Source organism: Aurantimonas litoralis (assembly GCF_026153195.1).
GTDB classification, from domain to species: Bacteria; Pseudomonadota; Alphaproteobacteria; order Rhizobiales; family Rhizobiaceae; genus Aurantimonas; species Aurantimonas coralicida.
Genome location: NZ_JAPFBM010000005.1, coordinates 330,213 through 343,443, shown reverse-complemented (window position 1 = coordinate 343,443; position 13,231 = coordinate 330,213). Strand labels below are relative to the sequence as shown.

Below are 13,231 nucleotides of genomic sequence, written 5' to 3'. Positions count from 1 at the left end.
AACGCGCTTGGACCAGAGCCCGGACGCCGCCGTTTCCCCCTCCACCGACAGCCGGACGCCGCCCGCGGTGCGGCTCGACGAACTGCGTCTGGCCGATTTCCGCAATTACGAGACGCTGTCGCTGCGCTTCACCCGCGGCTTCGTCGTCTTCGTCGGCGACAATGGTGCCGGCAAGACCAATCTCCTGGAAGCCATCTCGCTCTTGACGCCCGGCCGCGGCCTGCGCCGCGCCCCATATCAGGATGTCGCGCGCAAGGGTGGCAGCGGCGGCTTCTCCGTCCGCGCCAATGCCGTCTCCCACGGCGTCGAGACCATCGTCTCCACCAAGATGATGCCGGACCCGACGGGCGCGGCGGCGCGCAGCGTGCGGATCGACGAGACCGCGGCGAAATCGGCTGACGAACTGCTCGACCTCCTGCGCATCCTGTGGCTGACGCCGGCCATGGACGGCCTCTTCACCGGACCGGCCGGCGACCGGCGCCGCTTTCTCGACCGCATGGTGCTGGCCGTCGATCCGACCCATGGCCGCCGGGCCGCCGATTACGAGCGCGCCATGCGCTCGCGCAACCGCCTCCTCGCCGACAACCGGCTGGACGATTCCTGGCTGTCGGGCATCGAGGCGCAAATGGCCGAGCTCGGCATCGCCATGGCCCTCGCCCGCTCCGAACTCGTCGGCATGCTGGCCGGCATGATCGCCCGGACCGGCGCCGGCTCGCCCTTCCCCAGCGCAGGGCTCGAGCTGACGTCGGGCTATGACGGTCTCGACCTTGCCCGCCCCTCGGCCGATATCGAGGACGAGGCGCGCATGCGGCTGCGGTCGGCCCGCTACGGCGACCGGGCCGCCGGCCGCACGCTGGAGGGCGCCCACCGGGCCGAGCTCTCCGTCACCCATCTCGCCAAGGCGATGCCGGCGGCGCTGTCCTCCACCGGCGAGCAGAAGGCGCTGCTGATCGGCCTCGTCCTTGCCCATGCGCGGCTGGTCGCCGCCATGTCGTCGCTGCCGCCGCTGCTGCTTCTGGACGAGATCGCCGCGCATCTCGATCCCGGCCGGCGCGCCGCCCTGTTCGACCTGATCGCCGAGCTCGGCGTGCAGGCCTTCATGACCGGCACCGACGCCAGCCTGTTTGCGGCCCTCGGCGATCGGGCCCAGATCATGGAAGTGTCGGGCGGCACGGTCCGCCCGGCCGATCCCGCACGCATCGAAGGCGCATCACCGGAGACGTCGCCATGAGCCAGGTTCCCCTCGCCCCCGACGAGCTGGAACGCTACGCCCGCCATATCGTGCTGCCGGAAGTCGGCGGCGCCGGCCAGCAGGCGCTGAAGCGCGCCAGGGTGCTGGTGATCGGCGCCGGCGGCCTCGGCTCGCCGATCATCCTCTATCTGGCTGCCGCGGGTGTGGGCTCCATCGGCATTGCCGACGACGACACGGTCTCGCTCTCCAATCTGCAGCGGCAGGTGCTGCACGGCACCGCCGATGTCGGCCGCTCCAAGCTCGACAGCGCGGCGGACGCCGTCGCGGCGATCAATCCGCATGTCACGGTCGTGCCCCATGCGCTGCGCCTCGACATGACCAACGGCCCGGCGATCGTCGCCGGCTACGATCTCGTCATCGACGGGTCCGACAATTTCGCCACCCGCTACGCCATGGCCGATCTGTGCGAGGCGGCCGAGACCCCCCTCGTCACGGCGGCGGTGAACCGCTTTTCCGGGTCGCTGACCGTGCTGAAGCCGTATGAGACCGGTGCCGATGGCCGCCGCAATCCGGGCTACCGCGACCTCTTCCCCGAGGCCCCGCCGGCCGGCATGGTGCCGTCCTGTGCCGAGGCCGGCATTCTGGGCGTCACCACCGGCGTCCTCGGCACCCTTGCCGCCTCGGAAGCGATCAAGCTGATCTGCGGCATGGGCGAGCCGCTCATCGGCCGCTTCCTGATGGTCGATCTCCTGACCATGCGGATCGAGGAAATCCGCTACCGCCGGCCGAAATCCGGCTGATCCTCCCGGTCCCGCGGCGACCTCAAGCCGGCTGCACCGGGCTTTCTGCGGTGGAGGGCTCCGCCACCGCGTCGTCCCCTTCCGGGATCACCAGCGACAGGATGATCGCCGACAGGCCGCTCAGCGTGATCGGCGTCGCGAAGACCTGGCGGATGAAGTCGGGCAGGTGCTGCGTCGCGTCCGGCACCAGCGTCACGCCGAGGCCGAGGCCGAAGGACACGGCCATGATGTAGGCCTTGCGCCGGTCGATCGGCTCGGAGGCGAGGATGCGGATGCCGGCCACCGCGATGGTGCCGAACAGCACCAGCGTCGCCCCGCCCAAAACGGGTTTCGGCACCAGCAGGAAGGCGTTGCCGATCACCGGGAAGAACCCCAGGACAATCAGGATCACGGCGATGATCATGCCGACATGGCGGCTGGCGACGCCGGTCATCTGGATGACGCCGTTGTTCTGGGAGAAGGTCGTGTTGGGGAAGGTGTTGAACACCGCCGCAAGGCCGGAATTGACGCCGTCGGCCAGGATGCCGCCCTTGATCCGCGCCATGTAGAGATCGCCGCGCACCGGCTCGCCGGCGATGATCGAATTGGCGGTCAGGTCGCCCGTCGTCTCAATGGCGGTGATCAGATAGATGAAGGCGATCGGCAGGAACAGCGCCAGGTCGAAGTCGATGCCGTAGCGAAACGGGATCGGCAGGGCGATCAGCGGCCCGCTGCCGGCGCTGGAGAAGTCCACCTTGCCCAGCAGCGCGGCGACGACGAAGCCGATGACGAGCCCGGCCATGATCGCCGAGATCCGCACGGTCGGATTGGGCTGGAAGGTCAAAACGAGGATCGCGGCGACGACAATGAAGCCGAGCAGCAGATTGACCGGCTCGCCCAGCGCTTCGCCGGCCGTCGCGCCGCCGGCAAAGTCGGTGAAGCCGACCTTGACCAGGCTGAGGCCGATGATGGTGATGACGATGCCGGTTACCGTCGGGGTGATGATGCGCCGCAGCCGGCCGACGAACTGGCTGAGGCCGATCTCGACCAGGCAGCCGACGAGACACAGGCCGAAGATCATCGCCAGGATGTCTTCCGGCGTGCCGCCCCGCCCCTTCACCGCAAAGCCGGCCGCCAGGATCGCGCCGACAAAGGCGAAGCTGGTGCCCTGCACCGACAGCAGTCCCGAGCCGACCGGGCCGAAGCGGCGGCACTGGATGAAGGTGGCGACGCCCGACACGAAGAGCGACATGGCGACGAGATAGGGAATGTGCTCGCCCAGCCCGAGGACGCCGCCGATGATCAGCGCCGGCGTGACGATGCCGACGATCGAGGCAAGGATATGCTGGATGGCGGCGAGGACGGCCGGGCCGTTCGGCGGCCGGTCCTCCAGCCGGTAGATCATGCCTGAAAGAGGGGCTGCCGTTTTCTGCGTCATCGCGCTGCTCCGGTCATCATTCCCCCGTCTCCCGCAACCGTGTCGGGGGGCATGGGGAGAGCAATGCAGGAAGCATGCCACGGGCGCGGCGCAACGCCCATGGCCGCGACGCAGAAAGGGCGGCGCCCGTCACGGACACCGCCCTTTCAGATCGATGGATGCCGGCGCCTTGTGGCGCGGCAGGTCTAGATCGAGCGCCGGCGGAAGCCGCCAAAGATCAGCGACAGGACGAAGAGCACGATCGCGATGAAGAAGATGATCTTCGCGATGCCCATTGCCGTGCCGGCGATGCCGCCGAAGCCCAGAACGGCGGCGATCAGCGCGATGATGAGAAACGTAACAGCCCAACCCAGCATGGCTGGCACTCCTTTGATGTTTGCCTGGCTTACTAACGCGGATCGACCGAAAAGGTTCGGCGCGTCGCAGCCGCCATCGCCGGAGGGTTAAGCCTTCCTTCTGCCCGTCACTTCCTGATCGCCGTGCCGGATGCGCTCAGCGGCCGAGATGGTGCACCTCCTGCAGCCCGTAGACCGGCGTCGGAATGCCCTCCTGCCGGGCCTTGATCTGCAGCGCCAGATACAGCGAATAATGCCGCGACTGGTGCAGATTGCCGCCGTGGAACCAGAGATTGTCCACCTGGGTCGGCTTCCACATGTTGCGCTGCTCGCCCTCCCAGGGACCCGGGTCCTTCGGCGTATCGGAGCCCAGTCCCCAGACCTTGCCGACCTTGTCGGCCACCTCCTGGCTGATCAGGTCGGCGGCCCAGCCGTTCATCGAGCCGTAGCCGGTGGCATAGACGATGAGGTCGGCCGGCAGTTCGCTGCCGTCGTCGAGCTTCACGCCGGTCTCGGTGATCTCCTCCACCTGCCCGGCCTTCAGCTTGATCTTGCCGTCGATGATCAGCTGCGAGGCGCCGACATCGATGTAATAGCCCGAGCCGCGGCGCAGATATTTCATGAACAGGCCGGATTCGTCGGCGCCGAAATCGAGCTGGAAGCCGGCCTTCTCCAGGTCGCGGTAGAAGTCGGCGTCGACCTCCCGGATCTTGTCGTAGATGGGGATCTGGAACTCGTGCAGGATCCGGTAGGGCAGCGAGGCGAAGATCATGTCCGCCTTGTGGGTGGTGATGCCGTTGGCCACCGCCTGTTCCGAATAGAGCGCCCCGAGGCCATGCTCCATCAGCGGATCGGAGCGCACGATATGGGTGGTCGAGCGCTGCACCATGGTCACGTCCGCGCCGGCTTCCCACAGGGCCGCGCAGATGTCGTGGGCCGAATTGTTGGAGCCGATGACGACGACCTTGCGGTCCTTGTAGGCGTCCGGGCCCGGATGCTGCGAGGAATGGTGCTGCTCGCCGCGAAACCGCTCCATGCCCTTGAACTTCGGCACATTCGCCTTGCCCGACATGCCCGTCGCCATGATCAGCTGCCTGGGCCGCAGCGTCACTTCCTCGCCGTCGCGGTCGACGACCAGCTCCCACTCGCCCTTCGCCGCGTCGTAGCGGGCGCTCGTCGCCGTGGTCTTCGCCCAGTAATTGAGCTCCATGACCTTGGTGTACATTTCCAGCCAGTCGCCGATCTTGTCCTTCGGCGCGAAGACCGGCCAGTTCTTCGGAAAGTCGATATAGGGCAGGTGGTCGTACCAGACCGGATCGTGCAGGCAGAGCGACTTGTAGCGCTTGCGCCAGCTGTCGCCCGGCCGGTCGTTCTTCTCGATGATGATGGTCGGCACGCCGAGCTGGCGCAGCCGCGCGCCCAGCGCGATGCCGCCCTGGCCGCCGCCGACGATCACCGCATAGGGCTGGGTCTCGTAGCCCAGGGTGCGCGCTTCCTCCTCGCGCTTTTCCAGCCAGCTCTTGCGGTTCTTCGCCGCCCCGTGCTCGGCGCCGGCCAGGCGGCGCTCGTGCGACGGCTCCTCGAAGCCCTTCAGCTCGGTCATCGCGGTCAGCAGCGTCCAGGCCTTGCCGTCCTTCAGCCGCAAGACGCCCTCGCCGCGGGCGACCTCGGTCTCGAATACGAACCAGGCGGTGGTCACGCCCCCGTCCTCGGTCGGCTCCTCCGACAGGGTGAAGCCGCGCGGGCCGGTCGCATCCAGCTGCGCGGCCAGCATGTCGCGCACGCCTGCCGGCCCCTCCACGGTCTTGATGTTCCAGGTGAAGGTGACGAGGTCGCGCCAGAAGCTGGTTTCGGCGAACAGCTCGGCGGCGGCGTCGATGTCGCCGGCCGCCAGGGCACTCTCGAAGGCCGACAGCCAGCCTTCGGCGGCGGCACGGGCAGCGCTCGGTTCGGCCGTCACCGGCCGTTCGATGGTCTCGCTCATGGTTCCTCCCCTTGCGCGGTGCTCGAGGAGAGGATTGCCGCGCGACCCCGGCTTGTCCATCATGCGGCTGCGAAACGCAGGCGCAGCAAAAGCCGCAGATCAGGGTCGGCTTCCGCGCAGCGGATATTACCGAGACGTAGAGGCGATCGTGGCTCTGCGTTTGCGGAAAAGTCGACCGCGCGCGGCGCGGCCGTTGCGTCAGATCTGGCCGGGCAGGATGCGGTCCGGCGGGCGGTGGCCGTCCATCAGCGTGCGGATGTTGATGATCACCTTCTCGCCCATCTCGATGCGCGCCTCGATCGTGGCCGATCCCATATGGGGCAGCAGCACCACCTTGTTGTCGCGGGCCAGCTTCATCAGCTTGCGGTCGACCGCCGGCTCCTCCTCGAAGACGTCGAGCCCGGCGCCGGCAATGCGCTCCTGCTCGATCAGCTTCACCAGTGCCTTCTCGTCGATGATCTCGCCGCGGGCGGTGTTGACGATGAAGGCATGCGGCTGGATCAGCGCCAGCCGCCGCGCCGACAGGAGATGATAGGTCGCCGGCGTGTAGGGGCAGTTGACCGAGATGATGTCCATGCGGGCCAGCATCTGGTCGAGGCTCTCCCAGTAGGTGGCGCCGAACTCGGCCTCGGTCTTGGGGCTGACCCGGCCGCGATTGTGATAGTGGATCTCCAGCCCGAAAGCCTTGGCCCGCCGGGCGACGGCGGTGCCGATCCGGCCCATGCCGAGGATGCCGAGCTTCTTGCCGGAGATGCGGCTTCCCAGCATCCATGTCGGCGACCAGCCCGGCCATTTCTCGTCGCCCAGAAGCCGCATGCCGCCTTCCACCAGCCGCCGCGGCACCGCCAGGATCAGCGCTATGGTCATGTCGGCGGTGTCCTCGTTGAGGACGTTGGGCGTGTTGGTGACGAGGAGATTGCGGTTCAGCGCCGCCTGGATGTCGATATTGTCGACGCCATTGCCGTAATTGGCGATCATCTTCAGCCGCGGGCCGGCCTGCTCGATCACCGCCCGGTCGATGCGGTCGGTGACGGTCGGCACCAGGACGTCGGCCTCGCGCACGGCGGCGACGAGGGCCGGCTGCTCCATCGGCCGGTCGGTCTCGTTGAACCGCACGTCGAACAGCTCGGCCATGCGCCGTTCGATCGGCGCCGGCAATTTGCGGGTAATGATCACAAGCGGCTTTTCGCGTGACGCCATCGGCCGCGCTCCTCCCCAAATCAAGACGATATTAACCGAAACGAACGATCATTCGACCCCGGAGCCGAGGGCCCTCCCTAGCAAGGCGGCAGGCGAAAACAAAGCGCTGCGCCTGCCGGGGTCCCGGCCGCTGGAAGACCCCGGCGCCGCCTGACCGCGCGCGCCCCGTGCATCTTGTCGTCTGGAGTTTGCGATGCCGTTCTTCGCCCGTTTTCGCCGTCCGCTGCTGGCGCTTGCCGGCGCCGCCGTGCTCTTCACCGGCGCCGCCCCCCTGCCCGTTGCCCATGCCGTCGAGCTGGGGCCGGTCTCCAAGCTGCCGCTGCCGCGTTATGTCAGCCTCAAGGCCAGCCGCGTGAACCTGCGGATCGGACCGGGGCGCGACTATCCGGTGACTTGGCTGTATCTCAAGGAAGGCCTGCCGGTGGAGGTCATCCAGGAATACGAGCTGTGGCGCCGCATCCGCGATTCCGAGGGCACCGAGGGCTGGGTCTATCACTCGCTCCTGTCGGGCGACCGCACCTCCATCGCCGCCCCCTGGCTGCGCGGCAAGGCGACGATGATCGACATTCACAACAGCCCCGCCACCGATGCGCCGCTGGTGGCGCGGATCGAACCGGGCGTCGTCGCGGGCGTGAAGACCTGCACGGCCGGCTGGTGCGAACTCAAGGTCGCCGACCGCGACGGCTATGTCCGCCAGCAGGAGATCTGGGGCGTCTATCCGGACGAGCGCTTCGAGTAGCCGCAATCCTCTTGCGTCAGCGCCGGCTGCGGCCGGCGCCAGACATCAAAAAAGCCCGGGTCGCGACCGCGATCCGGGCTTTCTGCGTTCCTCGGGATGGACCTGTCGTCGGCGCCTATTCGGCGGCCTGGTCCAGTGCCTTCTTGCGGCGCAGGCGCACCACCACGTCGACATTGACGATTTCCATGCCCTCCGGCGCCTCCGGCAGCCGGTCGAGCCGCAGCCCGCCATCGGGAATGTCGATCATCGAATTGTCGTCCTCGACGAAGAAGTGATGATGATCGGAGGTGTTGGTGTCGAAATAGGTGCGCTGGCCCTCCGCCGAGAGCGGCCGCACGAGGCCCGCATCGGTGAACTGGTGCAGCGTGTTGTACACGGTCGCCAGCGAGACCGGATCACCGGCCTTGTGGGCTTCCTCGTGCAGTTCCTCGGCCGAGAGATGGCGGTCGCCGGCGCCGAACATCAGGTTGCACAGGGCCACCCGCTGCCGCGTCGGGCGCAGACCCACCGAGCGAAGGCGCTCGAATACACAGAAGCTCTGGGCGCGCGTCCGGTTTTCCATTGCTGAATGCCACCAGTCTCTTGTTCGTGCGATAAGTGTCCGCAGGCTTACCGAAGGGCCTGCACGACCGCAATATACGTCATCGGCATCGCGGTCACAAATGCCGCCCCGCAGAACCCGCCATAACGGTTGATGGCGGGGCCTAGCCGCAGCCCTTGGTGAAGGCCGCCAGCGCGTCGCCCGACCCTGTCGGCGGCAGGCTGTATCGCCCGACCGGCCCCGCCACCTCGACGCTGCGGCCCTTGCGCAGGGCCTCGATGAAGGCGGCGCGGGCCGCCAGCGCGCCCTCCGCCACCAGAATCGAGCCGCTGCCGGCATCGCGGGCGATCGCCTCCAGCACGAAGGCCGTGTCGTCGACCGTCGCCACCACCGTATGGGCCTGGCCCGCCTGCAGCCGTCCCGGAAAGCCGGAAAAACTCACCGTCACGCGGCCGGCGCTCGCGCAGCGGAATGTCAGCCCGGTAAATCCCGCCCCCGCCGTAAAGCCCGCGACCGCGCCGTCGCTGCGCCAGGACTGTCCAAGGGCCGGCGCGACCACGGCGAGCAGCATCAAGGCGCCGGCCGACAGGGCGAGAGCGTGGCGGCGCGAAGGGGTGAAAAGGGCGGTCACGGCGGTGCTGCATCCTGTCGAGGGCGGCGGTCACGGCGCGCGCTGAGGCGGCTTCCTTCGCCCGGTGCTATCGAAATTGCGCGCCATGTACCACAGATAGGCTGGCGAGGACGGCGTTTGCCGGCCGCCATCCTGGCGCGCCGGATACGCCGGGCCCAGCCAAACGGTTTCACCTGTGCGGGTGGCGTGGTATGGGCGCAGCCGACAAGGGCCCATGGCAGGGTCGGGAGAACAGGGCGGACACAAGCGATCATGGCGACGAAGAAGACCTCCTACGATTACGACGACCTCATCGCCTGCGGTCATGGCCAGCTGTTCGGCGCCGGCAATGCGCAATTGCCGCTGCCGCCGATGCTGATGTTCAACCGCATCACCGAGGTCGACGAGACGGGCGGCGAGAACGGCAAGGGCATCATCCGGGCCGAATTCGACGTGAACCCGGACCTGTGGTTCTTCGATTGCCATTTCGAAGGCGATCCGGTGATGCCGGGCTGCCTCGGGCTCGATGCGCTGTGGCAGCTCACCGGCTTCTATCTCGGTTGGCTGGGCGAGCCCGGCCGCGGCCGGGCGCTCGGCGTCGGCGAGGTCAAGTTCAGCGGCCAGGTGACGCCGAAGGTCAAGCTGGTCGAATACGGCGTGGAGTTCCGCCGCGTGATGCGCTCGCGCCTGAAGCTCGGCATCGCCAATGGCTGGATGAAGGCCGATGGCGAGGTCATCTACAAGGCCAGCGATCTGCGCGTCGGCCTGTTCAGTGACGAGGACGCGGCTCAGGCCGCTGTCTGATGACGGCGCGAATCCTGGAATCGAGAAGGAGCGGACGATGAAGCGGGTCGTCGTGACGGGCATGGGGATCGTTTCCTCGATCGGCAACAATGTCGACGAGGTAACCGCCTCCCTCAGGGATGCGCGCTCGGGCATCAGCTTTTCCGAGGAATACAAGGAACTGGGGTTCCGCAGCCACGTCCACGGCAAGCCGACGCTGGACCCCACCACCATCCTCGACCGGCGCGCGATGCGCTTCCATGGCGGCGGCACCGCCTGGAACCACATCGCCATGGACCAGGCGATCGCCGATGCGGGGCTCGAGGCCGCCGACATCTCCAACGAGCGCACCGGCATCATCATGGGCTCGGGCGGCGCCTCGACCCAGACCATCGTCCAGGCGGCAGAGACCGCCCGCGAAAAGGGCCCGAAGCGCATCGGACCGACGGCCGTGCCGAAGGCGATGTCCTCGACCGCCTCGGCGACGCTGGCCACCTGGTTCAAGATCAAGGGCGTCAACTACTCGATCTCGTCGGCCTGCTCGACCTCGAGCCATTGCATCGGCAATGCCTACGAGACCATCCAGATGGGCAAGCAGGATGTGATGTTCGCCGGCGGCTGCGAGGATCTGCACTGGACCCTGTCGGTGCTGTTCGACGCGATGGGCGCCCTGTCCTCGGACTTCAACGACCGCCCGGAGATCGCCTCGCGCGCCTATGACAATGCCCGCGACGGCTTCGTCATCGCCGGCGGTGCGGGCGTCCTCGTGCTGGAAGAATACGAGCGGGCCAAGGCGCGCGGCGCCAACATCGTGGCCGAACTGGTCGGCTACGGCGCCACCTCCGACGGCGCCGACATGGTCGCCCCGTCCGGCGAGGGTGCGGTGCGCTGCATGCGCCAGGCGATCGGCCATCTCGACGGCCCGATCGACTACATCAACCCCCATGCCACCTCGACCCCGGTCGGCGACCGCATGGAGGTCCAGGCGATCCGCGAGGTCTTCGGCGACAACATCCCGCCGATCTCCGGCACCAAGTCGCTGACCGGCCACAGCCAGGGCGCCACCGGCGTGCACGAGGCGATCTACTCGCTCCTGATGATGAAGCACGGCTTCCTCGCCAAGAGCGCTCATATCGACGAACTCGATCCCGAGTTCGAGGGCATGCCGATCCTGCGCGAGCGGGTCGACAATGCGAAGATCGACCGGGTCCTGTCGAATTCCTTCGGCTTCGGCGGCACCAATGCCTGCCTCGCCTTCCAACGCGTGACGGACTGAGGTTTGGTGGGCACATGACCGATCTGATGAAAGGCAAACGCGGGCTCATCATGGGCGTCGCGAACCACAATTCCATCGCATGGGGCGCCGCCAAGGCGCTGGCGGCGCAGGGCGCGGAAATCGCCCTGACCTATCAGGGCGAGGCCTTCGGGCGGCGCGTGCGCCCGCTCGCCGAGGAGATCGGCAGCAAGCTGGTCATCCCCTGCGACGTCGAGGACACCGATTCGCTCGACCAGGTCTTCGCGACGCTGAAGGAGGAATGGGGCACGATCGACTTCGTCCTCCACGCCATCGCGTTCTCCGACAAGAGCGAACTCAAGGGCCTCTACGCCGACACGACGCGGGAGAACTTCACCCGCACCATGCTGATCTCCTGCTTCTCCTTCACGGAGGTCGCCAAGCGCGCCGCGGAGATCATGACCAATGGCGGCTCCATGGTGACCATGAGCTACGGCGGCGCCGTGCGGGTCATGCCGAACTACAACGTCATGGGTGTCGCCAAGGCCGCGCTCGAAGCCTCGGTGCGCTATCTCGCCGCCGATTTCGGACCGCGCAACATCCGGGTGAACAGCGTGTCGGCCGGACCGGTGCGCACGCTGGCCGGCGCTGGCGTCTCCGACGCCCGGCTGATGTTCAACTTCCAGCGCCGCAACGCGCCGATGCGCCGCAACACCTCGATCGAGGAAGTCGGCGGCGCGGTGCTCTACCTGATGTCGGAGCTGTCGAACGGCGTCACCGGCGAGATCCACTATGTGGATTCGGGCTACAACATCATGTCGATGCCGTCGCTCGAGGAGCTGAAGGCCCAGGAACACCGCAAGGCGGTCGTCGAGGGCGAGGACGAGAGCGGCGGCAAGTAGCCGCCCTCCCCACTCACAGCCTCAAAGCCTATCGCCGGTAGGGCGCGGTCGCCGCGAGCCATTCGCGCGCCCGCGCTTCCGGGTCCGCGGCCCGGGTCACGTCGGTGACCACCGCGGCGCCGTCGGCGCCCTGCGCGAAGACCTGCGGCAGCCGCTCCACGGTGATGCCGCCGATCGCCACCAGCGGCAGATCGCCGATACGCTGGCGCCAGACGCCGAGACGCTCGGGCGTCTGCGGCGCCCATTTCATCACCTTCAGCTTGGTCTGCCAGACCGGCCCCAGCGCGACGTAATCGGGCTCGGCGGCCAGCGCCACGGCGAGCTCGGCGCTGTCATGGGTGCTGATGCCGAGCTTCAGGCCCGCCGCACTGATCGCCGCCCGGTCCGCCTCGGCCAGGTCCTCCTGCCCCAGATGGACGACATCGCAGCCCTCCTCGATCGCCAGCCGCCAGAAATCGTTGATCACCAGCAGGCAGCCATGGGCCGCGCAGACATCGCGCGTGCGGCGGATCTCCTGCCGCAGCCTTGCCGCGTCCAAGTCCTTGGCGCGCAATTGCAGGAGCTTGACCCCGACCGGCACCAGCCGCTCGGCCATCTCGGCATCGTCGACGATCAGGTAGAACGGATCGAGCCGTAGCCCCGTCCCCGGCCGCTCCTCGGCACCGCGCTCCCCACTCCGATGTCCCTCCGCCCGGCTCATCGCGAACCTCCCGGTCCGCCGACATCGCCGAGCATCGCCTGCCCCAGCATCGGCGTCGAGGGCGCCGCCATGTCGCGCGGCGCCATCGGGTCCGCCTCGAAGGCCAGCCGGCCGGCCTCGACCGCCAGGGCAAAGCCCCGCGCCATCGCCACCGGATCGCCGGCCTTCGCGACCGCCGTGTTCAGGAGCACGCCGTCATAGCCGAGCTCCATGGCGGCGGCCGCCTGCGACGGCAGGCCGAGCCCGGCATCGACCACCAGCGTCACGTCGGGAAAATGCGCCCTGAGCTGGCGCAGGCCGTAGCGGTTGTTCAGCCCGAGCCCCGAGCCGATCGGCGCACCCCAGGGCATCAGCACCCGGCAGCCGGCCTCGACCAGCCGGTCGGCGACCGACAGATCCTCCACCGTGTAGGGCAGCACCTCGAAGCCCTCGCCGGTCAGGATGCGGGCCGCCTCCACCAGCCCGAACACGTCGGGCTGCAGGGTCTCGGCGTCGCGCACCACCTCCAGCTTGATCCAGTCGGTGCCGAAGATCTCGCGGGCCATCTGGGCCGTCGTCACCGCCTCGCGGGCCGAATGACAACCGGCCGTGTTGGGCAGGACGTCGAGGCCGAGGCCGCGGATCAGCTCCCAGAAGGCCTGGCCGGCCCGCGCCTCGCCGGATTCGCGGCGCAGCGAGACGGTGACGATACCGGCCCCGGACGCCTTGATCGCATCGGTCATCATCTGCGGCGAAGGATAGAGCGAGGTGCCCAGCATCAGCCGCGAGGCGATGCGGCGGCCATAGATGTCCAT

General features: G+C 68.0%; 14 protein-coding genes. 6 read left to right on the top strand and 8 right to left on the bottom strand.

All coding sequences use genetic code 11. The features are described 5' to 3' along the window. The first annotated feature begins 7 nt into the window (after positions 1–7). Both recF and moeB read left to right on the top strand, forming a co-directional pair. Entirely contained in the window at positions 8–1,231 is a 1,224-nt protein-coding gene (gene recF / locus N7I30_RS13535) for a DNA replication/repair protein RecF (RefSeq protein WP_498639495.1), read from the top strand. Next, on the top strand, positions 1,228–1,992 hold the full coding sequence (moeB, locus tag N7I30_RS13530) for a molybdopterin-synthase adenylyltransferase MoeB (protein ID WP_498639493.1): 765 nt from the start codon (positions 1,228–1,230) through the stop codon (positions 1,990–1,992). Before recF ends, moeB begins: the two co-directional genes overlap by 4 nt. Positions 1,993–2,014: 22 nt before the next feature. Here moeB and N7I30_RS13525 read toward each other — a convergent pair whose 3' ends face one another. The 4 genes from N7I30_RS13525 to N7I30_RS13510 form a co-directional block, all read right to left on the bottom strand. Continuing rightward, positions 2,015–3,409 (bottom strand): uracil-xanthine permease family protein, encoded by a 1,395-nt coding sequence (locus N7I30_RS13525; RefSeq protein WP_498639491.1) that lies wholly within the window; start codon positions 3,407–3,409, stop codon positions 2,015–2,017. 185 nt (positions 3,410–3,594) lie between these two features. Next, a complete protein-coding gene (locus N7I30_RS13520) occupies positions 3,595–3,765 on the bottom strand; it encodes a DUF1328 domain-containing protein (RefSeq protein ID WP_024349537.1) in 171 nt (56 codons plus the stop codon). A gap of 136 nt (positions 3,766–3,901) precedes the next feature. Then, positions 3,902–5,728, bottom strand: coding sequence for an NAD(P)/FAD-dependent oxidoreductase (locus N7I30_RS13515; protein WP_498639489.1), 1,827 nt, complete (start codon positions 5,726–5,728; stop codon positions 3,902–3,904). Positions 5,729–5,926: 198 nt separating this feature from the next. Beyond that, a complete protein-coding gene (locus N7I30_RS13510; RefSeq protein ID WP_498639487.1) occupies positions 5,927–6,928 on the bottom strand; it encodes a 2-hydroxyacid dehydrogenase in 1,002 nt (333 codons plus the stop codon). 193 nt (positions 6,929–7,121) lie between these two features. Between N7I30_RS13510 and N7I30_RS13505 the strand changes: the two genes are divergently transcribed. Next, positions 7,122–7,667: an SH3 domain-containing protein gene (locus N7I30_RS13505; protein ID WP_024349534.1), complete on the top strand. Its 546-nt coding sequence runs from the start codon at positions 7,122–7,124 to the stop codon at positions 7,665–7,667. 115 nt (positions 7,668–7,782) lie between these two features. Here the strand turns inward: N7I30_RS13505 and irrA are convergent, their stop codons facing one another. Together irrA and N7I30_RS13495 are read right to left on the bottom strand one after the other, a co-directional pair. Then, positions 7,783–8,229, bottom strand: a complete 447-nt coding sequence (gene irrA, locus N7I30_RS13500) for an iron response transcriptional regulator IrrA (RefSeq protein WP_009211012.1) — start codon at positions 8,227–8,229, stop codon at positions 7,783–7,785. Positions 8,230–8,371: 142 nt separating this feature from the next. Continuing rightward, positions 8,372–8,839, bottom strand: coding sequence for a hypothetical protein (locus N7I30_RS13495; RefSeq protein WP_498639484.1), 468 nt, complete (start codon positions 8,837–8,839; stop codon positions 8,372–8,374). A gap of 252 nt (positions 8,840–9,091) precedes the next feature. Here N7I30_RS13495 and fabA point away from each other — a divergent pair, with 252 nt between their 5' ends. The 3 genes from fabA to fabI are packed head-to-tail and all read left to right on the top strand — an operon-like array spanning position 9,092 to position 11,737. Further along, the gene (gene fabA, locus N7I30_RS13490) at positions 9,092–9,622 is read left to right on the top strand and encodes a 3-hydroxyacyl-[acyl-carrier-protein] dehydratase FabA (protein WP_498639482.1); all 531 of its coding nucleotides are present in this window, start codon (positions 9,092–9,094) and stop codon (positions 9,620–9,622) included. A gap of 37 nt (positions 9,623–9,659) precedes the next feature. Further along, a complete protein-coding gene (fabB, locus tag N7I30_RS13485) occupies positions 9,660–10,877 on the top strand; it encodes a beta-ketoacyl-ACP synthase I (RefSeq protein WP_491374117.1) in 1,218 nt (405 codons plus the stop codon). Between the two features lie 14 nt (positions 10,878–10,891). Then, positions 10,892–11,737: an enoyl-ACP reductase FabI gene (fabI, locus tag N7I30_RS13480; protein WP_498639480.1), complete on the top strand. Its 846-nt coding sequence runs from the start codon at positions 10,892–10,894 to the stop codon at positions 11,735–11,737. 28 nt (positions 11,738–11,765) lie between these two features. On the opposite strand, the gene N7I30_RS13475 is transcribed toward fabI, so the two are convergent. After that, complete coding sequence (locus N7I30_RS13475; RefSeq protein WP_498639478.1) at positions 11,766–12,437, bottom strand: thiamine phosphate synthase; 672 nt, start codon at positions 12,435–12,437, stop codon at positions 11,766–11,768. Then, complete coding sequence (locus N7I30_RS13470; protein ID WP_498639535.1) at positions 12,434–13,231, bottom strand: thiazole synthase; 798 nt, start codon at positions 13,229–13,231, stop codon at positions 12,434–12,436. Before N7I30_RS13470 ends, N7I30_RS13475 begins: the two co-directional genes overlap by 4 nt.